Genomic DNA, 23720 nt, shown 5'->3' on the forward strand with positions numbered 1-23720 from the left:
ACAAGATTTAGCCATAACCCTGACGAGGTCATGGACTCTTTTCTTTTTTTAAGGGGCAATTGTGAAACTGGATGAAATCGCCAGGCTAGCCGGTGTGTCGCGAACGACGGCAAGCTATGTGATTAACGGTAAAGCGAAGCAGTATCGTGTCAGCGATAAAACCGTTGAGAAAGTCATGGCAGTGGTTCGAGAACATAACTACCATCCGAACGCCGTCGCGGCCGGTTTACGTGCCGGGCGCACCCGTTCGATCGGTCTGGTGATCCCGGATCTGGAAAACACCAGCTACACCCGGATCGCAAACTACCTGGAGCGCCAGGCTCGTCAGCGCGGCTATCAACTGCTGATCGCCTGTTCGGAAGACCAGCCCGATAATGAGATGCGCTGCATTGAGCATCTGCTGCAACGCCAGGTTGATGCCATTATCGTTTCTACCTCGTTACCCCCTGAGCATCCTTTCTATCAGCGTTGGGCCAATGATGCGTTTCCGATTGTCGCCCTCGACCGTGCGTTAGACCGCGAGCATTTCACCAGCGTGGTGGGTGCGGATCAGGACGATGCTGAAATGCTGGCGGCAGAGCTGCGCACATTCCCGGCAGAAAACGTCCTTTACCTGGGGGCACTGCCTGAACTCTCCGTGAGTTTCCTGCGCGAGCAGGGGTTCCGCACTGCCTGGAAAGACGATCCTCGTGAAGTCGACTACCTCTATGCCAACAGCTATGAGCGTGAAGCCTCGGCCCAACTGTTCGAAAAGTGGCTGGAGACGCATCCGATGCCGCAGGCCCTGTTCACCACCTCGTTTGCGCTGTTGCAGGGGGTCATGGACGTGACGCTGCGTCGTGAAGGAAAGCTGCCGTCCGATCTGGCGATTGCCACTTTTGGCGATCATGAGCTGCTCGATTTCCTGCAGTGCCCGGTGCTGGCCGTTGCGCAGCGTCATCGCGACGTGGCCGAGCGGGTGCTGGAAATTGTGCTGGCGAGCCTCGATGAGCCGCGTAAGCCGAAACCGGGGCTCACGCGCATCCGTCGTAATCTTTATCGTCGCGGAATCTTAAGCCGCGCGTAATGACGTCAGGGCAGCGGAAGCTGCCCTGAATTTCTTATCCGCAATCAACGTATTAATTCCCACAGTCTTTTTAAGATAATTCCTTTAAAATCTTTGCCTGCTACGCTTTTTAATTCCCTTTACTGTTTAAAACTTCGTTTCATGCTTATTTTATTATCATAAGTGCAGGGAATTGTATTATTTTGTTACATAACCGATCGCCAGTGCTGAATTATCAGCCATTTTTCCTTCAGGATTTGTCAGCATACCCCTGCCCGCCAGCGGGTTCGCGCCCGCAGTGAATCTGGCGCTGTTATCCCCCCGCAATATGGCTTAAAATGCCGCCCGCGTCGCAAACTGACACTTTATATTTCCCTGCGATGATATGAGTGGTTTTTAAGGCGGGTATGCATATTCGCGTTTTTTCTCACAAATATTCATCACGTTAATTTTGCCGCGCCAGTTGTGCAGTTAATAGTCGGGTTAACTTCCATTCGTAAATCAGTGACATTTAGACAGATGTCGCGGAAGTCCTGGCTTGACAAGCTTTTCCATCGCTCCGTAAACTCCCTTAAGTGGGAATTTGTGGGTTAAAGTGGTGAGGAGGGGTGAGACTGGCATGTTCCGTGGAGCGACGTTAGTCAATCTCGACAGCAAAGGGCGTTTGTCGGTACCAACCCGATATCGCGACCAGCTGAACGAGAGCGCTTCTGGTCAAATGGTCTGCACCATTGACATCAACCACGCCTGCCTGTTGCTTTACCCCTTGCCTGAATGGGAAATCATTGAGCAAAAGCTGTCTCGACTGTCGAGCATGAACCCGCAGGAACGCCGCGTGCAGCGGCTGTTATTGGGACATGCCAGTGAATGTCAGATGGACAGCGCGGGGCGTTTATTGATTGCGCCCGTGCTGCGGCAGCATGCCGGTCTGACAAAAGAAGTGATGCTGGTCGGACAGTTCAATAAGTTTGAACTGTGGGATGAAACGGCCTGGTATCAACGGGTCAAGGAAGATATCGACGCTGAGCAGTCCGATTCCGCAACATTGTCGGAACGATTGCAGGATTTGTCTCTATAAATATGATGGAAAATTATAAACATACGACGGTGCTACTGGATGAGGCCGTCAACGGCCTGAATATTCGTCCTGATGGCATCTATATTGATGGCACTTTTGGCCGGGGTGGCCACTCACGTTTGATCCTCTCCCAACTGGGCGCGGACGGCCGTTTGCTGGCAATCGATCGCGATCCGCAGGCTATCGCCGTGGCGAAAACCATCGATGACTCACGCTTTTCCATCGTACATGGACCTTTCTCCGCGCTGGCTGAATACGTCAGCGAGCGCGATTTAACCGGTAAGATTGACGGGATCCTCCTCGATCTTGGCGTCTCCTCACCGCAGCTTGACGATGCTGAACGCGGCTTCTCCTTTATGCGCGATGGCCCGCTGGATATGCGTATGGATCCGACGCGCGGCCAGTCCGCCGCCGAGTGGCTGCAAACGGCAGAAGAAGCGGATATCGCTTGGGTAATCAAAACCTTCGGAGAAGAGCGCTTTGGCAAACGTATTGCCCGCGCCATCGTTGAGCGTAACCGCATCGAACCCATGACCCGCACCAAAGAGCTGGCGGAAGTGATCGCCGCGGCAACGCCGGTGAAGGACAAGTACAAACACCCGGCGACCCGCACCTTCCAGGCAATTCGTATCTGGGTGAACAGCGAGCTCGACGAGATCGAGCAGGCGCTGAAAAGCTCGCTTGGCGTGTTGGCCCCGGGTGGCCGTTTGTCGGTGATCAGCTTCCACTCGCTGGAAGACCGCATTGTGAAGCGCTTTATGCGCGAGCAAAGCCGCGGTCCGCAGGTGCCAGCGGGGCTACCGATGACGGAAGAACAGCTCAAAAAACTGGGCGGCCGTCAGCTGCGCGCCTTAGGTAAGTTAATGCCGGGCGAAGCGGAAGTGGAAGAGAACCCGCGCGCCCGTAGTTCAGTGCTGCGCATCGCAGAAAGGACCAGTGCATGATCGGCAGAGTGGCAGACACCCTCAGCAAGGTGAAAGAGACGTTAGGCAGCACCGAGCGTCATGCTTTGCCGGGCGTCATCTGGGACGACCTGCTGCGTTTCGGCAAGCTGCCACTGTGCCTCTTCATTTGCATTATCGTGTCGGCGGTCACCGTGGTGACCACCGCGCACCATACCCGTTTGTTAACGGCGCAGCGCGAACAGCTGGTGCTGGAGCGTGATGCGCTGGATATCGAGTGGCGAAATTTGATCCTCGAAGAAAATGCGCTCGGCGATCATAGCCGGGTTGAACGGATCGCAACGGAAAAGCTGCAGATGCAGCATGTTGATCCTTCTCAGGAAAATATCGTAGTACAAAAATAAGGGAAAACGCGACGCATGAAATCGGCGGCGAAGGCGCTAAAACCAAAACGTCAGGAAGAACAGGCCAGCTTTATCAGCTGGCGTTTTGCGTTGCTTTGCGGCTGTATTTTACTGGCGCTGGGTTTCCTGCTGGGACGTGTGGCGTGGCTGCAAATCATTGCTCCCGATATGCTGGTGCGTCAGGGCGACATGCGTTCCCTGCGCGTGCAGGAGGTCTCGACCTCGCGTGGGCTGATCACCGACCGTTCCGGTCGCCCACTGGCGGTCAGCGTGCCGGTGAAAGCGATCTGGGCGGATCCTAAAGAGCTGCATGACGCTGGCGGGATCTCCCTCGATAACCGCTGGAAAGCCCTCTCTGACGCGCTGAAAATGCCTCTCGATCAGCTTGCAGCCCGCGTCAATGCCAACCCGAAAGGGCGCTTTATCTATCTGGCGCGTCAGGTTAACCCTGACATGGCCGACTACATCAAAAAGCTGAAGCTGCCCGGCATTCATCTGCGCGAAGAGTCGCGTCGCTACTACCCGTCCGGGGAAGTGACCGCGCACCTTATCGGCTTTACCAACGTCGATAGCCAGGGCATTGAAGGCGTTGAGAAGAGCTTCGATAAATGGCTGACCGGCCAGCCGGGCGAGCGTGTGGTGCGTAAAGACCGTTATGGCCGCGTCATTGAAGATATCTCTTCAACCGACAGCCAGGCGGCGCATAACCTGGCGCTGAGCATTGACGAGCGTCTACAGGCGCTGGTCTATCGTGAGCTGAACAACGCCGTGGCCTTTAACAAGGCGGAATCGGGCAGCGCGGTACTGGTGGACGTCAGCACCGGTGAAGTGCTGGCGATGGCCAGCAGTCCTTCGTATAACCCGAATAACTTTGCCGGAACGGCCAAAGACGCTATGCGTAACCGGTCGATCACCGACGTCTTCGAGCCGGGATCAACGGTTAAACCGATGGTGGTGATGACGGCCCTGCAGCGCGGCATCGTCAATGAAAATACCGTGCTCAACACGGTGCCTTACCGAATCAACGGCCACGAAATTAAAGACGTGGCACGTTACAGCGAATTGACCCTCACCGGGGTTCTACAGAAGTCGAGTAACGTCGGCGTTTCTAAGCTGGCGTTAGCGATGCCGTCCTCAGCGTTGGTAGAAACTTACTCACGTTTTGGACTCGGAAAGGCGACCAATTTGGGGTTGGTCGGAGAACGCAGTGGCTTATATCCTCAAAAACAACGGTGGTCTGACATAGAGAGGGCCACCTTCTCTTTCGGCTACGGGCTAATGGTAACGCCGTTACAGTTAGCGCGTGTCTATGCAACGATTGGCAGCTATGGCGTCTATCGCCCGCTGTCGATCACAAAAGTCGATCCGCCGGTGCCCGGTGAGCGTATCTTCCCGGAATCGATCGTCCGCACCGTCGTGCACATGATGGAAAGCGTGGCCCTGCCCGGCGGCGGCGGCGTGAAGGCGGCGATCAAAGGCTATCGCATTGCGATTAAAACCGGTACCGCGAAAAAAGTCGGGCCAGATGGCCGCTACATCAATAAATACATTGCTTACACCGCAGGCGTGGCGCCTGCAAGCAATCCGCGTTTTGCGCTGGTGGTAGTTATCAACGATCCACAGGCGGGTAAATACTACGGTGGCGCCGTTTCCGCGCCGGTCTTCGGTGCCATCATGGGCGGCGTGTTGCGCACCATGAACATCGAGCCGGATGCGCTGACAACGGGCGAGAAAAGTGAATTTGTAATTAATCAAGGCGAGGGAACAGGTGGCAGATCGTAATTTGCGCGACCTTCTTGCTCCGTGGGTATCAGGTTTACCTGCGCGAGTACTGCGAGAGATGGTACTCGACAGCCGTGTGGCTGCCTCGGGCGATCTTTTTGTGGCAGTAGTAGGTCATCAGGCGGACGGGCGTCGGTATATCCCGCAGGCGATAGCGCAAGGTGTAGCTGCCATTATTGCTGAGGCAAAAGATGAAGCCGCGGATGGTGAAATCCGTGAAATGCACGGCGTGCCGGTCATCTATCTCAGCCAGTTAACCGAACGTCTCTCCGCGCTGGCGGGGCGTTTTTATAACGAACCTTCAGACCAGTTGCGCCTGGTTGGCGTAACCGGCACCAACGGTAAAACCACCACCACGCAGCTGATGGCGCAGTGGGCGCAGCTGCTGGGTGAAACCAGCGCGGTAATGGGCACCGTGGGTAACGGCCTGCTGGGCAAAGTGAACCCAACGGAAAACACTACCGGCTCCGCCGTCGACGTGCAGCATGTACTGGCCGGTCTGGCCGGGCAGGGCGCAACCTTCGCGGCAATGGAAGTCTCTTCTCACGGGCTGGTCCAGCACCGTGTCGCGGCGCTGAAATTTGCCGCCTCCGTGTTCACTAACCTGAGCCGGGACCATCTCGACTACCATGGCGACATGGACAACTACGAAGCGGCGAAATGGCAGCTGTATGCCACGCACCACTTCGGTCAGGCGATCATTAATGCCGATGACGAAGTAGGCCGCCGTTGGCTGGCTAAGCTGCCGGATGCCGTAGCGGTCTCCATGGCCGACCATATCAATCCGAACTGCCACGGCCGCTGGTTGAAAGCCACCGAGGTTATCTATCACGACAGCGGTGCGACTATCCGTTTTGCATCGAGCTGGGGTGAGGGCGAAATCGAAAGCCGTCTGATGGGGGCGTTCAACGTCAGCAACCTGCTGCTGGCTCTCGCCACCTTGCTGGCGCTGGGTTATCCCCTGGCGGATCTGCTCAGCACCTCCGCGCGTCTGCAACCGGTTTGCGGACGGATGGAAGTGTTCACCGCCCCAGGCAAACCTACCGTGGTGGTGGATTACGCCCACACGCCGGATGCGCTGGAGAAAGCGCTGGAAGCGGCTCGCCTGCACTGTGCCGGTAAGCTGTGGTGCGTCTTTGGCTGCGGCGGCGATCGCGACAAAGGCAAACGCCCGCTGATGGGTGCCATTGCCGAGCAGTTCGCCGATATCGCCGTGGTAACAGATGACAACCCGCGTACCGAAGAGCCGAGCGCCATTATCAACGACATTCTGGCCGGGATGCTCGATGCCGGGCGTGCCCGCGTTGTGGAGGGGCGCGCCGAAGCGGTGACCAACGCCATTATGCAGGCCGGTGAGAACGACGTGGTGCTGCTGGCCGGTAAAGGCCATGAAGATTATCAGATCGTCGGCACCAACCGTCTGGACTACTCCGACCGTGTGACCGCGGCGCGTCTGCTGGGAGTGGTGGCATGATTAGCGTAACGCTAAGCCAGCTGGCCACTATCCTGGGCGCTGACGTCAGCGGCGAGCTGACCTTCGATGCGGTCACCACCGACACGCGTAAAATCACCCCCGGCTGCCTTTTTGTGGCGCTGAAGGGTGAGCGTTTCGATGCGCACGACTTTGCCGGGCAGGCGAAAGCAGCAGGCGCGGGTGCGCTGCTGGTGAGCCGTAAACTGGATATCGACCTGCCGCAGGCGGTGGTAAAAGATACCCGCCTGGCCTTTGGTGAGCTGGCAGCATGGGTTCGCCAGCAGGTTCCGACGCGCATTGTGGCGCTGACCGGCTCGTCCGGTAAAACCTCCGTTAAGGAGATGACCGCTGCGATCCTCAGCCAGTGTGGCAACACGCTTTATACCGCAGGCAATCTGAATAACGATATCGGCGTGCCGATGACGCTCCTGCGTCTGAATCGCGAGCATGAATATGCAGTGATCGAACTGGGTGCTAATCACCAGGGCGAAATCGCCTGGACCGTGAGCCTGACGCAGCCGGAAGCGGCGCTGGTGAATAACCTTGCCGCGGCGCATCTCGAAGGTTTTGGCTCGCTGGAAGGTGTGGCGAAAGCGAAGGGCGAGATCTACACCGGCCTGCCGGTCAACGGCATCGCTATCATGAATGCCGACAACAACGACTGGCTGAACTGGAAAAGCGTCATCGGGGACCGCAAAACCTGGCGCTTCTCACCGAATGCTGCCAATAGCGACTTCACCGCCACCAACGTTCATGTGACCTCCCACGGCACCGAATTTACGCTGCAGACCCCAACGGGTGATGTGGATGTACTGCTGCCGCTGCCGGGTCGTCACAATATTGCCAATGCCCTGGCCGCCACCGCGCTGGCGATGGCCGTTGGCGCACCACTGTCGGCGATCAAAACCGGGCTGGCAAACCTGAAAGCTGTCCCCGGACGCCTGTTCCCGATCCCGCTGGCGGAAAACAAACTGCTGTTGGATGACTCCTATAACGCTAATGTCGGCTCCATGACCGCTGCGGTACAGGTGCTGTCAGAGATGCCGGGTTATCGCGTGATGGTGGTGGGCGATATGGCCGAACTGGGCGATGAGAGCGAAGCCTGTCATCTCCAGGTGGGTGAAGCGGCGAAAGCCTCCGGTATCGATCGCGTGTTAAGCGCCGGTCATCTCAGTAAAAATATCAGCCAGGCCAGCGGCGTCGGAGAGCATTTTGCCGATAAAGCGGCGTTGATCGCCCGCCTTAAGGCCCTGGTTGAAGAACAACAAATTGTGACAGTTTTAGTGAAAGGTTCACGCAGTGCCGCCATGGAAGAGGTTGTGCACGCTTTACAGGAGAATGGGACATGTTAGTTTGGCTGGCCGAGCATTTGGTCAAATATTATTCCGGCTTTAACGTCTTTTCCTATTTGACGTTTCGCGCCATCGTCAGCCTGCTGACTGCGTTGTTCATCTCCTTGTGGATGGGCCCGCGCATGATTGCCCGTCTGCAAAAACTCTCTTTCGGCCAGGTTGTGCGTAACGACGGTCCGGAATCACACTTCAGTAAGCGCGGCACGCCAACCATGGGCGGCATTATGATCCTCACCGCGATTGTGGTGTCTGTGCTGCTGTGGGCTTACCCGTCAAACCCGTATGTCTGGTGCGTACTGGTTGTGCTGGTGGGCTATGGCATCATCGGTTTTGTCGATGACTACCGCAAAGTGGTGCGTAAAGACACTAAAGGGCTCATCGCCCGCTGGAAGTATTTCTGGATGTCGGTGATTGCGCTGGGCGTCGCGTTTGCGCTCTATCTGGTGGGTAAAGACACCCCGGCGACCGAGCTGGTAGTACCGTTCTTTAAAGATGTGATGCCGCAACTGGGCATCTTCTACATCCTGCTGGCCTATTTCGTGATTGTCGGGACCGGCAATGCGGTGAATCTGACCGACGGCCTGGACGGCCTGGCCATTATGCCAACCGTCTTTGTTGCCGGCGGCTTTGCGCTGGTGGCATGGGCGACCGGTAACATGAACTTCGCCAGCTACCTGCACATCCCGTACCTGCGCCACGCCGGTGAGCTGGTGATCGTCTGTACGGCGATTGTCGGCGCGGGCTTAGGCTTCCTGTGGTTTAACACTTACCCGGCGCAGGTCTTTATGGGTGACGTCGGTTCACTGGCACTGGGCGGCGCGCTGGGCATTATTGCCGTATTGCTGCGTCAGGAGTTCCTGCTGGTGATCATGGGCGGTGTATTTGTGGTTGAAACCCTGTCGGTGATCCTGCAGGTAGGCTCCTTCAAGCTGCGCGGACAGCGCATCTTCCGGATGGCGCCAATCCATCACCACTATGAACTGAAAGGCTGGCCGGAACCGCGCGTTATCGTGCGCTTCTGGATTATTTCGCTGATGCTGGTGCTGATTGGCCTGGCAACGCTGAAGGTACGTTAATCATGGCAGATTACCAGGGTAAAAAAGTCGTTATCATCGGGTTAGGCTTAACCGGCCTCTCCTGCGTGGACTTTTTCCTCGCGCGGGGCGTTACGCCTCGGGTGATGGATACGCGTGTCTCTCCGCCTGGTCTGGATAAACTGCCGGAGCAGGTCGAACGCCACCTTGGTGGTCTGAATGAAGAGTGGCTCAATACCGCCGATCTGATTGTCGCCAGCCCGGGCATCGCCCTGGCCCACCCGGCATTGAGCGCCGCGGCGGACGCGGGCGTCGAGATTGTCGGCGATATCGAACTGTTCTGCCGTGAGGCTCAGGCGCCGATCGTTGCTATTACTGGTTCCAACGGGAAAAGTACCGTCACCAGCCTGGTCGGTGAAATGGCGAAAGCGGCAGGGGTTAATGCAGGCGTAGGCGGTAATATCGGTCTGCCGGCATTGATGCTGCTCGATGCGGCCCGCGAGCTGTATATCCTTGAGCTCTCCAGCTTCCAGCTGGAAACCACCTCAAGCCTGCAGGCGGTGGCGGCAACCATCCTCAACGTCACCGAAGATCATATGGATCGCTATCCGTTTGGTCTGCAGCAGTACCGTGCCGCCAAGCTGCGTATCTATGAAAATGCCCGCGTCTGCGTGGTGAATGCCGATGATGCGCTGACCATGCCGGTACGCGGGGCGGACGAGCGCTGCGTGAGCTTTGGCATCAACATGGGCGACTATCACCTGAACCGTCAGCAGGGCGAAACCTGGCTGCGGGCGAAGGGTGAGAAGGTGCTGAACGTAAAAGAGATGCACCTGACGGGTCAGCATAACTACACCAATGCGCTTGCCGCACTGGCGCTGGCGGATGCCGCCGGTCTGCCGCGCGCCACCAGCCTGAAAGCCCTGACCACCTTCAGCGGCCTGGCGCATCGTTTCCAGCTGGCGCTGGAGCATAACGGCGTACGGTGGATCAATGATTCAAAAGCCACCAACGTCGGCAGTACCGAAGCGGCGCTGAATGGCCTGCACGTTGACGGTACCCTGCATCTGCTGCTGGGCGGCGACGGCAAATCTGCCGATTTCTCTTCGCTGAAACAGTATCTCAGCGGTGATAACGTGCATCTTTACTGCTTTGGCAGAGATGGTGCCGAACTGGCGGCGCTGCGTCCGGAGATCGCTGAGCAAACCGACACCATGGAGCAGGCGATGCGGCTGATTGCTCCGCGCGTGAAGCCCGGTGACATGGTGCTGCTTTCTCCGGCCTGTGCCAGTCTCGATCAGTTCAAGAATTTCGAGCAGCGTGGCGATCTCTTCACCCGCCTGGCGAAGGAGTTAGGCTGATGCGCTTCTCTCTCCCTCGCCTGAGAATGCCGCGCCTGCCAGGATTTGGCATCCTGGTGTGGATCTCGTCGGCGTTAAAAGGCTGGGTCATGGGCTCCCGGGACAAAGATTCCGATAGCCTGGTGATGTACGACCGCATGCTGCTCTGGCTCACGCTGGGGCTGGCGGCGATTGGCTTTATTATGGTCACCTCGGCCTCGATGCCTGTCGGACAGCGTCTGGCTAACGATCCCTTCCTGTTTGCCAAGCGTGACGGGCTGTACATCATTCTGGCGTTCTGTCTGGCGATGGTAACGCTACGTCTGCCGATGGCCTTCTGGCAGCGGCACAGTACCGCCATGCTGATCGCCTCGATCGCTATGCTGCTGATTGTACTGGTGGTCGGGAGCTCGGTGAACGGGGCATCGCGCTGGATTGCCTTTGGTCCGCTGCGTATTCAGCCTGCAGAATTCACCAAGCTGTCGCTGTTCTGCTATCTCGCCAACTATCTGGTGCGTAAGGTGGATGAAGTCCGTAACAACCTGCGCGGCTTCTTAAAACCGATGGGCGTAATCCTGGTGCTGGCGGTTCTGCTGCTGGCCCAGCCTGACCTCGGTACCGTGGTGGTGCTGTTCGTCACCACCCTTGCGATGCTGTTCCTGGCGGGGGCGAAACTCTGGCAGTTCATCGCCATCATCGGGATGGGGATTTCAGCAGTGGTGCTGCTGATCCTTGCCGAGCCGTACCGTATCCGCCGTGTAACCTCTTTCTGGAACCCTTGGGAAGATCCCTTCGGCAGCGGCTATCAGCTGACCCAGTCACTGATGGCATTTGGCCGCGGTGAAGTGTGGGGCCAGGGCCTGGGGAACTCAGTGCAAAAACTGGAGTATTTACCCGAGGCGCACACCGACTTCATCTTCTCCATCATCGGGGAAGAACTGGGTTATATCGGTGTGGTATTGGCACTTTTAATGGTATTCTTCGTCGCTTTCCGTGCGATGTCGATCGGCCGGAAAGCACTGGTTATCGACCACCGGTTCTCGGGTTTTTTAGCCTGTTCAATCGGTATCTGGTTCAGTTTTCAGGCTTTAGTCAACGTCGGTGCCGCAGCAGGTATGCTGCCAACCAAAGGTCTGACGTTGCCGTTAATCAGTTACGGTGGTTCGAGTCTGCTGATCATGTCGACCGCCATTATGTTTTTGCTGCGCATAGATTATGAAACGCGTCTGGAAAATGCCCAGGCGTTTACACGAGGTTCACGATGAATCAACCGAAGCGGTTAATGGTGATGGCGGGCGGTACTGGTGGACATGTGTTCCCGGGACTGGCGGTTGCGCACCATTTAATGGATCAGGGCTGGCAGGTACGCTGGCTGGGAACCGCAGACCGCATGGAGGCCGATCTGGTGCCGAAGCACGGGATTGAGATCGACTTTATCCATATCTCCGGCCTGCGCGGCAAGGGTGTTAAAGCCCTGCTGCTGGCGCCGGTGCGTATTTTTAACGCCTGGCGTCAGGCGCGGGCGATCATGAAGCGCTTTAAGCCGGACGTAGTGCTGGGGATGGGGGGGTATGTCTCTGGTCCTGGCGGGCTGGCGGCATGGTCGCTGGGTATCCCGGTTGTGCTGCACGAGCAGAACGGCATTGCGGGTCTGACCAACAAGTGGCTCTCCCGCATCGCCAGTAAAGTGATGCAGGCCTTCCCTGGCGCGTTTCCGAACGCGGATGTGGTGGGTAACCCGGTGCGTGTAGATGTGCTGGCGCTGCCGTTGCCGCAGGAGCGCCTTATCGGGCGCGAAGGCCCGGTGCGCGTGCTGGTGGTGGGTGGCTCTCAGGGGGCGCGCATTCTGAACCAGACGCTGCCGCAGGTGGCGGCGAAGCTCGGCGACGCGGTGACCATCTGGCATCAAAGCGGGAAGGGCGGTCAGCAGACGGTGGAGCAGGCGTATGCCGACGCGGGCCAGCCGCAGCATAAAGTCACTGAATTTATCGACGACATGGCGGCGGCGTATGCCTGGGCCGATGTCGTGGTCTGCCGCTCCGGCGCGCTGACGGTGAGCGAAATTGCCGCCGCAGGCTTACCGGCGCTGTTTGTGCCGTTCCAGCACAAAGATCGTCAGCAGTACTGGAATGCGTTGCCGCTTGAGAAAGCCGGCGCCGCGAAAATTTTTGAACAGCCGCAGTTTACCGCAGACGCGGTCGCCACCACCCTGGCGGGCTGGAACCGGGAGACATTACTGGAGATGGCGCAGCACGCACGTGCCGCAGCGATCCCGGATGCAACGGAACGGGTGGCGAAAGAAGTGAGCCTGGCAGCCCAGGTTTAACCCTCGCAGCGCGTGTTGCGTTGCACGAATTTTTTGAAGTAGTCGATGGCGTTTAGAGAATGAATACACAACAACTGGCGAAACTGCGTTCAATCGTGCCCGAGATGCGTCGCGTCCGGCACATTCACTTTGTTGGCATCGGCGGCGCCGGTATGGGCGGTATTGCCGAAGTGCTGGCGAATGAAGGCTACCAGATCAGCGGTTCCGATCTGGCGCCGAACCCTGTTACGCAACAGTTGGCGTCGCTTGGCGCGACCATCTATTTTAACCATCGCCCGGAAAACGTCCTTGATGCCAGCGTGGTCGTGGTCTCCAGCGCCATCTCTGCCGACAACCCGGAAATCGTTGCCGCACACGAAGCGCGTATCCCGGTGATCCGCCGCGCGGAGATGCTGGCCGAGCTGATGCGTTTTCGTCACGGCATCGCCATTGCCGGGACTCACGGTAAAACCACCACCACGGCTATGGTCTCCAGCATTTATGCCGAAGCGGGCCTCGATCCGACCTTCGTTAACGGCGGCCTGGTGAAAGCTGCAGGGGTGCACGCGCGCCTCGGCAACAGCCGTTATCTGATTGCCGAAGCAGATGAAAGTGACGCGTCCTTCCTGCATCTGCAACCGATGGTGGCGATTGTCACCAACATCGAAGCCGACCATATGGATACTTACCAGGGCGACTTCGAAAATTTAAAGCAAACATTTATAAACTTTCTCCACAATCTGCCGTTTTATGGACGGGCGGTGATGTGTGTTGACGATGCGGTGATCCGCGAGCTGCTGCCGCGTGTCGGTCGTCAGATCACCACCTACGGTTTCAGCGAAGATGCCGACGTCCGTGTGGAAAATTACAAACAGATCGGTGCGCAGGGGCATTTCACCCTGGCGCGTCAGGACAAAGAGCTGCTGCAGGTGACCCTTAATGCGCCAGGCCGTCACAACGCCCTGAACGCCGCGGCCGCCGTTGCGGTAGCAACAGAAGAGGGTATTGAAGACGAGGCCATTCTGCGGGCGCTGGAAAGCTTCCAGGGAACCGGCCGTCGTTTCGATTTTCTTGGCGAGTTCCCGCTGGAAAACGTGAACGGGAAAAGCGGGACCGCGATGCTGGTTGATGACTACGGTCATCACCCGACCGAAGTGGATGCAACGATCAAAGCGGCGCGCGCGGGCTGGCCGGATAAAAATCTGGTTATGCTGTTCCAGCCACACCGTTATACCCGTACGCGTGACCTGTACGACGATTTCGCTAACGTGCTGTCACAGGTTGATGCCCTGCTGATGTTGGATGTTTACTCGGCGGGTGAAGCGGCGATTCCGGGGGCAGACAGTCGTTCTTTGTGTCGCACCATTCGTGGTCGCGGCAAGATCGACCCGATTCTGGTCTCCGATCATGCCCAGGCGGCAGCGATGCTTGCTCCGGTGTTGACCGGCAATGATTTGATTCTGGTGCAGGGTGCCGGAAATATCGGCAAGATCGCCCGTACGCTGGCTGAAATCAAACTTACGCCGCAAATTTCGGAGGAAGAGCGTCATGGCTGATAAGATTGCGGTCCTGTCTGGCGGTACCTCTGCTGAGCGCGAAGTTTCTCTGAATTCCGGTGCTGCGGTACTGGCAGGGCTTCGCGAAGGCGGCGTTAATGCGCACCAGGTCGATCCGAAAGAGACTGACGTGACGCGCCTGAAAGAGATGGGTTTTGCTAAAGTCTTTATCGCGCTGCACGGTCGCGGTGGTGAAGACGGTACGCTGCAGGGCTTGCTGGACATCATCGGCCTGCCTTATACCGGCAGTGGCGTGATGGCTTCGGCCATCTCCATGGATAAGCTGCGCAGCAAACTGCTGTGGCAAGGGGCTGGTTTACCGGTTGCGCCGTGGGTGGCACTGACCCGTCGTGAATTTGAGCAGGGTCTTGACGCCAGCGTCGCGGATCGTATCGCTGCGCTGGGATTACCGGTAATCGTTAAGCCGAGCCGCGAAGGCTCAAGCGTAGGAATGTCTAAAGTTGACGAAGCAGGCGATATATCATCTGCATTAGCGCTGGCATTTCAACATGATGAAGAAGTTCTGATTGAAAAATGGCTAAGCGGACCGGAATTTACCGTTGCGATGCTTGGTGAAGAAATTTTACCGTCAATTCGTATCCAACCAGCCGGAACCTTCTATGATTATGAGGCGAAGTATCTCTCTGATGAGACGCAATATTTCTGCCCAAGTGGTCTGGAAGCGGAGCGTGAGGCCATTTTAAACGCTCTGGTGCTTAAAGCCTGGCAAGTACTTGGCTGCCGTGGCTGGGGAAGAATCGACGTGATGCAGGATAGCGATGGACAGTTTTATCTGCTGGAAGCCAATACTTCACCGGGTATGACCAGTCATAGCCTGGTGCCAATGGCAGCGCGCCAGGCAGGGATGAGCTTCTCGCAGTTAGTGGTTCGCATTCTGGACCAGGCGGGCTGATATGTCTCAGGCTGCGCTGAACACGCGAAACCGTGACGAAGAAGAAGAGTATTCCTCTTCACGGCGGAGTAATGGAACGCGTCTTGCAGGGATTACCTTCCTGCTTGCCGTGCTGTGTACGGTGTTTGTCAGCGGCTGGATGGTGCTCGGCTGGATGGAAGATGCACAACGTCTGCCTCTGTCGAAACTGGTGGTAACGGGTGACCGTCACTACACGCGTAATGATGATATCCGGCAGTCGATTCTGGCATTAGGATCGCCCGGCACCTTCATGACGCAGGACGTGAATATTATCCAGAGCCAGATTGAGCGTTTGCCATGGATTAAACAGGCGAGCGTCAGAAAGCAGTGGCCGGATGAATTGAAGATTCATCTGGTTGAATATGTACCCATTGCGCGTTGGAATGATCAGCATATGGTTGACGTAGATGGTATTTCTTTCAGCGTCCCGGCCGATCGTGTCAGCAAGCAAAATTTACCCATGTTGTATGGTCCGGAAGGCAGCGAAAACGAAGTGCTGGAAGGCTTCCGTAACATGGGGCAGGTGCTGGCTAAAGATCGTTTTACCCTGAAACAAGCCGCGATGACGGCGCGTCGTTCCTGGCAGTTGACGCTGACGAACGACATTAAGCTGAATCTTGGCCGGGGTGACACGATGAAGCGTCTGGCCCGTTTTGTAGAACTTTATCCCGTTCTGCAGCAACAGGCGCAGGCTGAAGGCAAAAGGATTAGCTACGTTGATTTGCGCTATGACTCAGGCGCATCGGTCGGGTGGAGCCCGGCGCCGGTTGAGGAACCTAATCAGCAACAGAATCAGGCTCAGGTACAGGCAGAATAACAATGATCAAGGCGACGGACAGAAAACTGGTTGTAGGACTGGAGATTGGCACTGCGAAGGTTGCCGCTTTAGTAGGGGAAGTTCTGCCCGACGGTATGGTCAATATCATTGGTGTGGGCAGCTGCCCGTCTCGTGGTATGGATAAAGGTGGGGTAAATGACCTCGAATCGGTGGTGAAATGCGTTCAGCGCGCCATCGATCAGGCCGAATTGATGGCAGATTGCCAGATTTCCTCCGTGTATCTGGCGCTCTCTGGCAAGCATATCAGCTGCCAGAACGAGATTGGCATGGTGCCGATCTCAGAAGAAGAAGTCTCGCAGGAAGACGTCGAAAACGTCGTGCATACTGCGAAGTCTGTACGCGTTCGCGATGAGCATCGTGTACTGCATGTGATTCCGCAGGAGTATGCGATCGACTACCAGGAAGGGATTAAAAATCCGGTAGGACTTTCCGGCGTACGTATGCAGGCAAAAGTGCACTTGATCACATGTCACAACGATATGGCGAAGAACATTGTCAAAGCCGTGGAACGTTGTGGTCTTAAAGTTGACCAACTGATTTTCGCCGGTCTGGCGGCAAGTTATTCTGTGCTGACCGAAGACGAACGTGAACTGGGCGTCTGTGTGGTGGATATCGGTGGTGGTACCATGGACATGGCCGTCTATACCGGCGGTGCGCTGCGCCACACCAAAGTTATCCCTTATGCGGGTAACGTGGTGACCAGCGATATCGCCTACGCCTTCGGCACGCCTCCCAGCGATGCAGAGGCAATTAAAGTGCGCCACGGTTGTGCACTGGGCTCCATTGTGGGCAAAGATGAGAGCGTTGAAGTGCCAAGCGTCGGTGGACGTCCACCGCGCAGCCTGCAGCGCCAGACGTTAGCTGAGGTTATTGAGCCGCGTTATACCGAGCTGCTCAACCTGGTCAACGAAGAGATTTTGCAGTTACAGGAACAGCTTCGCCAGCAGGGTGTCAAACACCATCTTGCGGCGGGGATTGTATTAACCGGCGGCGCGGCGCAAATTGAAGGTCTTGCGGCCTGTGCTCAGCGCGTGTTCCATACGCAGGTGCGCATCGGTGCACCGCTGAACATCACCGGTCTGACGGATTATGCTCAGGAGCCGTATTACTCAACGGCAGTGGGCTTGCTTCATTACGGGAAAGAAACGCATCTCAGTGGCGAAGCAGAAGTAGAAAAACGCGCGTCGGTAGGTTCGTGGTTCAAGCGAATCAATACCTGGCTGCGAAAAGAATTTTAATTTTAGTAAGAGACCGGCGAGAATTAACGGTTTCGGGCGACAGGCACAAAACGGAGAGAAACTATGTTTGAACCTATGGAACTGACCAACGACGCGGTGATTAAAGTCATCGGCGTCGGTGGCGGCGGCGGTAATGCTGTAGAGCACATGGTGCGCGAGCGCATCGAAGGTGTAGAGTTCTTCGCGGTGAACACCGATGCGCAGGCACTGCGTAAGACGGCGGTTGGCCAGACGATCCAAATCGGTGGCGGCATCACCAAAGGGCTGGGCGCTGGGGCAAACCCGGAAGTCGGCCGTAATGCTGCAGAAGAAGATCGTGAAGCACTGCGTGCTGCGCTTGATGGTGCAGACATGGTGTTTATCGCCGCGGGCATGGGCGGTGGTACCGGAACCGGTGCTGCGCCAGTGGTTGCTGAAGTCGCTAAAGATTTAGGTATCCTGACGGTTGCCGTCGTGACTAAGCCTTTCAACTTTGAAGGCAAGAAGCGTATGGCGTTTGCCGAGCAGGGTATCACCGAGCTCTCTAAACACGTGGACTCGCTGATCACTATCCCGAACGACAAGCTGCTGAAAGTGCTGGGCCGTGGCATCTCTCTGCTGGACGCTTTTGGCGCCGCAAACGATGTGCTGAAAGGCGCAGTGCAGGGTATCGCAGAGCTGATTACCCGTCCGGGTCTGATGAACGTCGACTTTGCTGACGTGCGCACCGTGATGTCCGAAATGGGCTACGCGATGATGGGCTCCGGCGTAGCGAAAGGTGAAGATCGTGCAGAAGAAGCCGCTGAAATGGCGATCTCTTCTCCGCTGCTGGAAGATATCGATCTGTCTGGCGCGCGCGGCGTGCTGGTCAACATTACCGCCGGCTTCGACCTGCGTCTGGATGAGTTCGAAACCGTGGGTAACACTATCCGTGCGTTCGCATCCGACAATGCCACCGTGGTAATCGGTACGTCCCTTGATCCGGAAATGAACGATGAACTGCGCGTAACCGTTGTTGCTACCGGTATCGGCATGGACAAACGTCCTGAGATCACCCTGGTGACCAACAAACCTGCTCAACAGCCGGTGATGGATCGCTACCAGCCGCACGGTATGGCACCGTTGACGCAAGAGCAGAAACCGGCCGCGAAAGTGGTTAATGACAACACAACACAGACCCAGAAAGAGCCGGATTATCTGGATATCCCTGCGTTCCTGCGTAAGCAAGCTGATTAAGAATTAGCTGGAATTAGGGAATTTACGCTCTTTGTGCTAAACTGGCCGCCCGATAGTGATATACACTCTCGGTTGGATAAGTAACTTGGCGAGATTATACGATGATCAAACAAAGGACATTAAAACGTATCGTTCAGGCGACAGGTGTCGGTTTGCATACCGGCAAGAAAGTCACACTGACGTTGCGCCCTGCGCCGGCCAATACCGGGGTCATCTATCGTCGCACCGACTTGAATCCACCGGTAGATTTCCCGGCTGATGCCAAATCTGTGCGTGATACTATGCTCTGTACTTGCCTGGTGAACGAGCATGACGTGCGGATCTCTACCGTAGAGCACCTGAATGCCGCCCTGGCGGGTCTGGGTATCGACAACATCGTTGTTGAAGTCGATGCGCCAGAAATCCCGATTATGGATGGCAGCGCTGCACCGTTCGTTTATCTGTTGCTGGATGCCGGCATCGAAGAACTGAACAGTGCGAAGAAATTTGTGCGTATAAAAGAGACCGTTCGTGTCCAGGATGGCGACAAATGGGCTGAATTCAAGCCGTTTAATGGTTTTTCGTTGGATTTCACCATCGACTTCAACCATCCGGCGATTGATTCCAGCACCCAGCGCTATGCGATGAACTTCTCTGCTGATGCGTTTATGCGTCAGATCAGTCGTGCACGTACTTTTGGTTTCATGCGTGATATCGAATATCTGCAGTCCCGCGGCCTGTGCCTGGGCGGCAGCTTCGATTGTGCCATCGTTGTTGACGATTATCGCGTACTGAACGAAGACGGCCTGCGTTTTGAAGATGAATTCGTTCGTCACAAAATGCTGGATGCGATTGGGGACCTGTTCATGTGTGGTCACAATATTATTGGTGCGTTTACCGCGTATAAATCCGGTCACGCTCTGAACAACAAACTGTTGCAGGCTGTTCTGGCAAAACAGGAAGCCTGGGAATATGTGACCTTCGAAGACGAAGCTGAACTGCCACTGGCGTTCAAAGCACCGAGCACGGTTCTGGCGTAACGGCAGATCCCGTTATCTAAATTCGACTGGTTGACCTGGCACTCTCTCCGGCCAGCAAGACCAGTCGTTTTTGTTTTTATCCTTCCCGAATTGCCCTGGTCAATGGCGCGTTTGCTGATTTCATCACCATTTTTAACCTTCTCCGAGGCTCATTACTGCTGCTGTGAAGTAGCTTTAGTGGTAATATCTGGGCGCGAAAAATAAAAAATCTTAGGGTAAGCCAGAAGGCTTGCATACTTGTGGTGGGGCAATTGAGCGGAATTCTGACGCGCTGGCGACAATTTGGCAGACGTTACTTCTGGCCGCATCTCCTTCTGGGGATGGTCGCGGCGAGTCTTGGCCTGCCCGCGCTCTGTAATAACGCCGAAGCTGCGAATCCTGCGAAGACCACCACCACCCGACAAGATCTGACCACGCGGGTTAATTTCACTAATCTCGCCCTGCTGGAAGCGAACCGCCGACCCAATTTCACGGTGGATTACTGGCATCAGCACGCTATCCGCACCGTTATTCGCCATCTCTCTTTCGCCATGGCGCCGCAGGCGTTGCCTGCCGTTGAAGAATCCCTGCCGGTTCAGGCGCACCATCTGGCGCTGCTGGATACGCTCAATACACTGCTTACCCAGCAGAGCGAGCCGCCGGTCATTGTTCGCCAGATTGCTCTTACCGCATTCTATCCTCAATCCGTTTTCTCCGTGTCTGCCTGGATTAGCCAGGTACAAGGCATCCGCGCCGGACCTCAACGCCTCAGCTAAATTAACGCTTTTCAATACCTTAATTTAACTGCCCATGATGGGGCGTTTGAGAATTTATTATGTTAATCAAATTACTAACTAAAGTTTTCGGTAGTCGTAACGATCGTACCCTGCGCCGTATGCGCAAAGCTGTCAGCGTCATCAATGGCCTTGAGCCGGCGATGGAAAAGCTCTCTGATGACGAGCTGAAAGGAAAAACCGCCGAATTCCGTGCCCGCCTCGAAAAAGGCGAAACCGTTGAAAGCCTGATCCCTGAAGCCTTTGCCGTCGTTCGTGAAGCGAGTAAGCGCGTGTTCGGCATGCGTCACTTCGACGTGCAGCTGCTGGGCGGTATGGTCCTGAACGACCGCTGCATCGCCGAGATGCGTACCGGTGAAGGTAAAACCCTGACCGCGACCCTGCCAGCTTACCTGAACGCCCTGTCCGGCAAAGGCGTACACGTCGTGACCGTCAACGACTATCTGGCGCAGCGTGACGCCGAAAACAACCGCCCGCTGTTTGAATTCCTCGGCATGAGCGTCGGGATCAACATGTCAGGCCTGCCGGCTCCGGCGAAACGCGAAGCCTACGGCGCGGATATCACTTACGGCACCAACAACGAATACGGTTTTGACTACCTGCGCGATAACATGGCATTCAGCCCGGAAGAGCGCGTCCAGCGTAAACTGCACTATGCGCTGGTGGATGAGGTTGACTCCATTCTGATCGATGAAGCGCGTACCCCGCTGATCATCTCCGGCCCGGCTGAAGACAGCTCCGAGATGTATCGCAAAGTCGACAAAATCATTCCACACCTGATCCGTCAGGAAAAAGAAGACTCTGACACCTTCCAGGGTGAAGGCCACTTCTCCGTGGACGAGAAAGCCCGTCAGGTGAACCTGACCGAGCGTGGTCTGGTTCAGATCGAAGAGCTGCTGGTTGCCCAGGGTATTATGGAAGAGGGTGAGTCGCTCTACTCTCCGAGCAATATCATGCTGATGCACCACGTGACCGCAGCGCTGCGCGCACACGTGCTCTTCACCCGCGACGTGGACTACATCGTCAAAGATGGCGAAGTCATTATCGTCGACGAACACACCGGCCGTACCATGCAGGGTCGCCGCTGGTCCGATGGTCTGCATCAGGCGGTTGAAGCCAAAGAGAACGTCGATATCCAGAACGAGAACCAGACTCTGGCCTCCATTACCTTCCAGAACTACTTCCGTCTGTACGAGAAGCTGGCGGGGATGACCGGTACGGCGGATACTGAAGCCTTTGAATTCAGCTCTATCTACAAGCTGGATACCGTAGTGGTTCCAACCAACCGTCCGATGATTCGTAAGGATATGCCGGACCTGGTCTACATGACCGAAGCGGAGAAAATTCAGGCCATCATCGAAGATATTCGCGATCGTACCGCCGCGGGCCAGCCAGTTCTGGTGGGTACTATCTCCATCGAAAAATCCGAAGTGGTGTCCGAAGAGCTGACCAAAGCCGGTATCAAACACAACGTTCTGAACGCCAAGTTCCACGCCAAAGAGGCGGATATCGTTGCTCAGGCGGGTTACCCGTCAGCCGTGACCATCGCCACCAACATGGCGGGTCGTGGTACCGATATTATGCTGGGCGGTAGCTGGCAGGCAGAAGTGGCCGCGCTGGAAGACCCAACCCCGGAACAGATCGCACAGATCAAAGCCGACTGGCAGGTTCGCCACGATGCCGTCCTGGCCGCGGGCGGTCTGCACATCATCGGTACTGAACGTCATGAGTCCCGCCGTATCGACAACCAGCTGCGTGGTCGTGCGGGTCGTCAGGGTGATGCCGGTTCATCTCGCTTCTACCTGTCGATGGAAGATGCGCTGATGCGTATTTTCGCCTCTGACCGTGTGTCAGGCATGATGCGTAAACTGGGCATGAAACCGGGCGAAGCGATTGAGCACCCATGGGTGACCAAAGCCATCGCTAACGCCCAGCGTAAGGTGGAAAGCCGTAACTTCGATATTCGTAAGCAGCTGCTTGAGTACGATGACGTGGCCAACGATCAGCGTCGCGCTATCTACACCCAGCGTAACGAACTGCTGGATGTAAGCGATGTGAGCGAAACCATCAACAGCATCCGCGAAGACGTCTTTAAGGCGACTCTCGATGGCCACATTCCTCCGCAATCTCTGGAAGAAATGTGGGATATCGAAGGCCTGCAGGCGCGTCTGAAGAACGACTTTGACCTGGATCTGCCTATCCAGGAGTGGCTGGATAAAGAGCCGGAGCTGCATGAAGAGACCCTTCGCGAGCGTATTTTTGCGACCGCCATTGAGGTTTATCAGCGTAAAGAAGAAGTGGTCGGCGCTGAGATGATGCGTCACTTCGAGAAAGGCGTGATGCTGCAAACGCTGGACTCCCTGTGGAAAGAGCACCTGGCGGCGATGGACTATCTGCGCCAGGGGATCCATCTGCGCGGCTATGCGCAAAAAGATCCGAAGCAGGAGTACAAGCGCGAATCCTTCGCCATGTTTGCCTCAATGCTTGAATCGCTGAAATATGAAGTGATCAGCACCCTGAGCAAGGTGCAGGTGCGTATGCCGGAAGAAGTTGAAGAGATGGAACAGCAGCGCCGCGAAGAGGCTGAACGTCTGGCCCAGATGCAGCAGCTTAGCCATCAGGACGATGAAGAAGCCGCTGCGGCCGCGATCGCCGCACAGGCCGGTGAGCGTAAGGTCGGTCGTAACGATCCATGCCCATGTGGTTCCGGTAAAAAATACAAACAGTGCCATGGCCGTCTGAGCTAAGCATTAAACCAACTGAAAAGGCGCAGATATCTGCGCCTTTTTTATGGAATCAAGACAATGAAAACACTGCAAATCGCTGTCGGGATCATTCGCAATTCCGATAACAACATCTTTATTACCCAACGTGCAGCCGATGCGCACATGGCGAATAAGTGGGAGTTCCCTGGCGGAAAGATCGAGTCTGGCGAAACGCCAGAACAGGCGCTGATCCGCGAACTTCAGGAAGAGGTGGGGATCACCTCGCTGGGAGCGACCCTGTTCGATAAACTGGAATATGCATTCCCCGATCGGCATATCACGCTGTGGTTCTTTCTGGTGGAAAGCTGGGAAGGCGAGCCGTGGGGTAAAGAGGGGCAGCCTGGAAACTGGGTTGCACTGAGCGCAGAGGATGCCGACAAGTTCCCGCCGGCAAATGCGCCTGTTATTGCCCGGTTAGTGGGCAACCTGTAAGCCTGCCCGGCGAAACGCCAGCAGGCTGTTATTGTTACTGCTGGCTTTCGCTCCAGTCATCGCTGTCAGAGAGACCGCCTTCGCTCGGAATGCGTTTCTCTTCCGCAGCCCATTCACCGAGATCGATCAGCTGGCAACGTTTGCAGCAAAAAGGACGGAAAGGACTCTGCTCGCCCCAGATAACGGGCTTCCCACAGGTGGGACAGTTCACGGTGGTAACATCAGACATCATGA

Annotated in this window: 21 protein-coding genes; 20 read left to right on the plus strand and 1 reads right to left on the minus strand. The window is 56.3% G+C overall.

Translation table 11 applies throughout. The features are described 5' to 3' along the window. The first annotated feature begins 61 nt into the window (after positions 1-61). The 20 genes from cra (at position 62) to mutT (ending at position 23486) form a co-directional block, all read left to right on the plus strand. Positions 62-1066, plus strand: coding sequence for a catabolite repressor/activator (gene cra, locus ES815_RS13420; protein ID WP_142488225.1), 1005 nt, complete (start codon positions 62-64; stop codon positions 1064-1066). 598 nt (positions 1067-1664) lie between these two features. Then, the gene (gene mraZ / locus ES815_RS13425; RefSeq protein WP_103178262.1) at positions 1665-2123 is read left to right on the plus strand and encodes a division/cell wall cluster transcriptional repressor MraZ; all 459 of its coding nucleotides are present in this window, start codon (positions 1665-1667) and stop codon (positions 2121-2123) included. 2 nt (positions 2124-2125) lie between these two features. Continuing rightward, complete coding sequence (rsmH, locus tag ES815_RS13430; protein ID WP_142488226.1) at positions 2126-3067, plus strand: 16S rRNA (cytosine(1402)-N(4))-methyltransferase RsmH; 942 nt, start codon at positions 2126-2128, stop codon at positions 3065-3067. Continuing rightward, the gene (gene ftsL, locus ES815_RS13435; protein WP_142488227.1) at positions 3064-3429 is read left to right on the plus strand and encodes a cell division protein FtsL; all 366 of its coding nucleotides are present in this window, start codon (positions 3064-3066) and stop codon (positions 3427-3429) included. The genes rsmH and ftsL overlap by 4 nt, the downstream gene beginning before the upstream one ends. 15 nt (positions 3430-3444) lie before the next feature. Next, positions 3445-5211 carry a peptidoglycan glycosyltransferase FtsI gene (locus ES815_RS13440; RefSeq protein WP_032616530.1) on the plus strand — a complete coding sequence of 589 codons (1767 nt, stop codon included), beginning with the start codon at positions 3445-3447 and terminating at the stop codon, positions 5209-5211. Beyond that, positions 5198-6685: a UDP-N-acetylmuramoyl-L-alanyl-D-glutamate--2,6-diaminopimelate ligase gene (murE, locus tag ES815_RS13445; RefSeq protein ID WP_142488228.1), complete on the plus strand. Its 1488-nt coding sequence runs from the start codon at positions 5198-5200 to the stop codon at positions 6683-6685. Before ES815_RS13440 ends, murE begins: the two co-directional genes overlap by 14 nt. Further along, positions 6682-8037, plus strand: coding sequence for a UDP-N-acetylmuramoyl-tripeptide--D-alanyl-D-alanine ligase (gene murF / locus ES815_RS13450; RefSeq protein ID WP_142488229.1), 1356 nt, complete (start codon positions 6682-6684; stop codon positions 8035-8037). The genes murE and murF overlap by 4 nt, the downstream gene beginning before the upstream one ends. Then, positions 8031-9113 (plus strand): phospho-N-acetylmuramoyl-pentapeptide-transferase, encoded by a 1083-nt coding sequence (gene mraY, locus ES815_RS13455; RefSeq protein WP_142488230.1) that lies wholly within the window; start codon positions 8031-8033, stop codon positions 9111-9113. The genes murF and mraY overlap by 7 nt, the downstream gene beginning before the upstream one ends. Positions 9114-9115: 2 nt before the next feature. Then, a complete protein-coding gene (gene murD, locus ES815_RS13460; protein ID WP_142488231.1) occupies positions 9116-10432 on the plus strand; it encodes a UDP-N-acetylmuramoyl-L-alanine--D-glutamate ligase in 1317 nt (438 codons plus the stop codon). Beyond that, positions 10432-11676 (plus strand): cell division protein FtsW, encoded by a 1245-nt coding sequence (gene ftsW / locus ES815_RS13465; protein ID WP_142488232.1) that lies wholly within the window; start codon positions 10432-10434, stop codon positions 11674-11676. The genes murD and ftsW overlap by 1 nt, the downstream gene beginning before the upstream one ends. Beyond that, a complete protein-coding gene (gene murG, locus ES815_RS13470) occupies positions 11673-12737 on the plus strand; it encodes an undecaprenyldiphospho-muramoylpentapeptide beta-N-acetylglucosaminyltransferase (protein WP_142488233.1) in 1065 nt (354 codons plus the stop codon). The genes ftsW and murG overlap by 4 nt, the downstream gene beginning before the upstream one ends. Positions 12738-12796: 59 nt before the next feature. Continuing rightward, positions 12797-14272, plus strand: a complete 1476-nt coding sequence (murC, locus tag ES815_RS13475; protein ID WP_142488234.1) for a UDP-N-acetylmuramate--L-alanine ligase — start codon at positions 12797-12799, stop codon at positions 14270-14272. Continuing rightward, positions 14265-15185 carry a D-alanine--D-alanine ligase gene (locus ES815_RS13480; RefSeq protein ID WP_142488235.1) on the plus strand — a complete coding sequence of 307 codons (921 nt, stop codon included), beginning with the start codon at positions 14265-14267 and terminating at the stop codon, positions 15183-15185. The genes murC and ES815_RS13480 overlap by 8 nt, the downstream gene beginning before the upstream one ends. A gap of 1 nt (position 15186) precedes the next feature. Next, a complete protein-coding gene (gene ftsQ, locus ES815_RS13485) occupies positions 15187-16023 on the plus strand; it encodes a cell division protein FtsQ (protein WP_142488236.1) in 837 nt (278 codons plus the stop codon). Between the two features lie 2 nt (positions 16024-16025). After that, positions 16026-17282, plus strand: coding sequence for a cell division protein FtsA (gene ftsA, locus ES815_RS13490; RefSeq protein ID WP_032616543.1), 1257 nt, complete (start codon positions 16026-16028; stop codon positions 17280-17282). Between the two features lie 63 nt (positions 17283-17345). Then, the gene (ftsZ, locus tag ES815_RS13495) at positions 17346-18497 is read left to right on the plus strand and encodes a cell division protein FtsZ (RefSeq protein ID WP_142488237.1); all 1152 of its coding nucleotides are present in this window, start codon (positions 17346-17348) and stop codon (positions 18495-18497) included. A 101-nt stretch (positions 18498-18598) separates the two neighbouring features. Continuing rightward, complete coding sequence (gene lpxC / locus ES815_RS13500; RefSeq protein WP_142488238.1) at positions 18599-19516, plus strand: UDP-3-O-acyl-N-acetylglucosamine deacetylase; 918 nt, start codon at positions 18599-18601, stop codon at positions 19514-19516. A gap of 251 nt (positions 19517-19767) precedes the next feature. Continuing rightward, on the plus strand, positions 19768-20271 hold the full coding sequence (gene secM, locus ES815_RS13505) for a secA translation cis-regulator SecM (protein WP_142488239.1): 504 nt from the start codon (positions 19768-19770) through the stop codon (positions 20269-20271). Between the two features lie 59 nt (positions 20272-20330). Then, entirely contained in the window at positions 20331-23036 is a 2706-nt protein-coding gene (gene secA, locus ES815_RS13510) for a preprotein translocase subunit SecA (RefSeq protein ID WP_142488240.1), read from the plus strand. 57 nt (positions 23037-23093) lie between these two features. Then, complete coding sequence (mutT, locus tag ES815_RS13515; protein ID WP_142488241.1) at positions 23094-23486, plus strand: 8-oxo-dGTP diphosphatase MutT; 393 nt, start codon at positions 23094-23096, stop codon at positions 23484-23486. Positions 23487-23520: 34 nt separating this feature from the next. Here mutT and yacG read toward each other — a convergent pair whose 3' ends face one another. Next, positions 23521-23715 carry a DNA gyrase inhibitor YacG gene (yacG, locus tag ES815_RS13520; protein WP_142488242.1) on the minus strand — a complete coding sequence of 65 codons (195 nt, stop codon included), beginning with the start codon at positions 23713-23715 and terminating at the stop codon, positions 23521-23523. Between the last annotated feature and the right edge of the window lie 5 nt (positions 23716-23720).

The sequence above is a fragment of the Leclercia adecarboxylata genome, from assembly GCF_006874705.1.
GTDB classification, from domain to species: Bacteria; Pseudomonadota; Gammaproteobacteria; order Enterobacterales; family Enterobacteriaceae; genus Enterobacter; species Enterobacter adecarboxylatus_C.

What these genes read in the sequence shown, in the direction of transcription:
- mraZ (WP_103178262.1), top strand. Translation starts at nt 1,665, where the DNA reads ATGTTCCGTGGAGCGACGTTAGTCAATCTCGACAGCAAAGGGCGTTTG.
- rsmH (WP_142488226.1), top strand. Translation starts at nt 2,126, where the DNA reads ATGATGGAAAATTATAAACATACGACGGTGCTACTGGATGAGGCCGTC.
- ftsL (WP_142488227.1), top strand. Translation starts at nt 3,064, where the DNA reads ATGATCGGCAGAGTGGCAGACACCCTCAGCAAGGTGAAAGAGACGTTA.
- ES815_RS13440 (WP_032616530.1), top strand. Translation starts at nt 3,445, where the DNA reads ATGAAATCGGCGGCGAAGGCGCTAAAACCAAAACGTCAGGAAGAACAG.
- murF (WP_142488229.1), top strand. Translation starts at nt 6,682, where the DNA reads ATGATTAGCGTAACGCTAAGCCAGCTGGCCACTATCCTGGGCGCTGAC.
- mraY (WP_142488230.1), top strand. Translation starts at nt 8,031, where the DNA reads ATGTTAGTTTGGCTGGCCGAGCATTTGGTCAAATATTATTCCGGCTTT.
- murD (WP_142488231.1), top strand. Translation starts at nt 9,116, where the DNA reads ATGGCAGATTACCAGGGTAAAAAAGTCGTTATCATCGGGTTAGGCTTA.
- ftsW (WP_142488232.1), top strand. Translation starts at nt 10,432, where the DNA reads ATGCGCTTCTCTCTCCCTCGCCTGAGAATGCCGCGCCTGCCAGGATTT.
- murG (WP_142488233.1), top strand. Translation starts at nt 11,673, where the DNA reads ATGAATCAACCGAAGCGGTTAATGGTGATGGCGGGCGGTACTGGTGGA.
- murC (WP_142488234.1), top strand. Translation starts at nt 12,797, where the DNA reads ATGAATACACAACAACTGGCGAAACTGCGTTCAATCGTGCCCGAGATG.
- ES815_RS13480 (WP_142488235.1), top strand. Translation starts at nt 14,265, where the DNA reads ATGGCTGATAAGATTGCGGTCCTGTCTGGCGGTACCTCTGCTGAGCGC.
- ftsQ (WP_142488236.1), top strand. Translation starts at nt 15,187, where the DNA reads ATGTCTCAGGCTGCGCTGAACACGCGAAACCGTGACGAAGAAGAAGAG.
- ftsA (WP_032616543.1), top strand. Translation starts at nt 16,026, where the DNA reads ATGATCAAGGCGACGGACAGAAAACTGGTTGTAGGACTGGAGATTGGC.
- ftsZ (WP_142488237.1), top strand. Translation starts at nt 17,346, where the DNA reads ATGTTTGAACCTATGGAACTGACCAACGACGCGGTGATTAAAGTCATC.
- lpxC (WP_142488238.1), top strand. Translation starts at nt 18,599, where the DNA reads ATGATCAAACAAAGGACATTAAAACGTATCGTTCAGGCGACAGGTGTC.
- secA (WP_142488240.1), top strand. Translation starts at nt 20,331, where the DNA reads ATGTTAATCAAATTACTAACTAAAGTTTTCGGTAGTCGTAACGATCGT.
- mutT (WP_142488241.1), top strand. Translation starts at nt 23,094, where the DNA reads ATGAAAACACTGCAAATCGCTGTCGGGATCATTCGCAATTCCGATAAC.
- yacG (WP_142488242.1), bottom strand. Translation starts at nt 23,715, where the DNA reads ATGTCTGATGTTACCACCGTGAACTGTCCCACCTGTGGGAAGCCCGTT.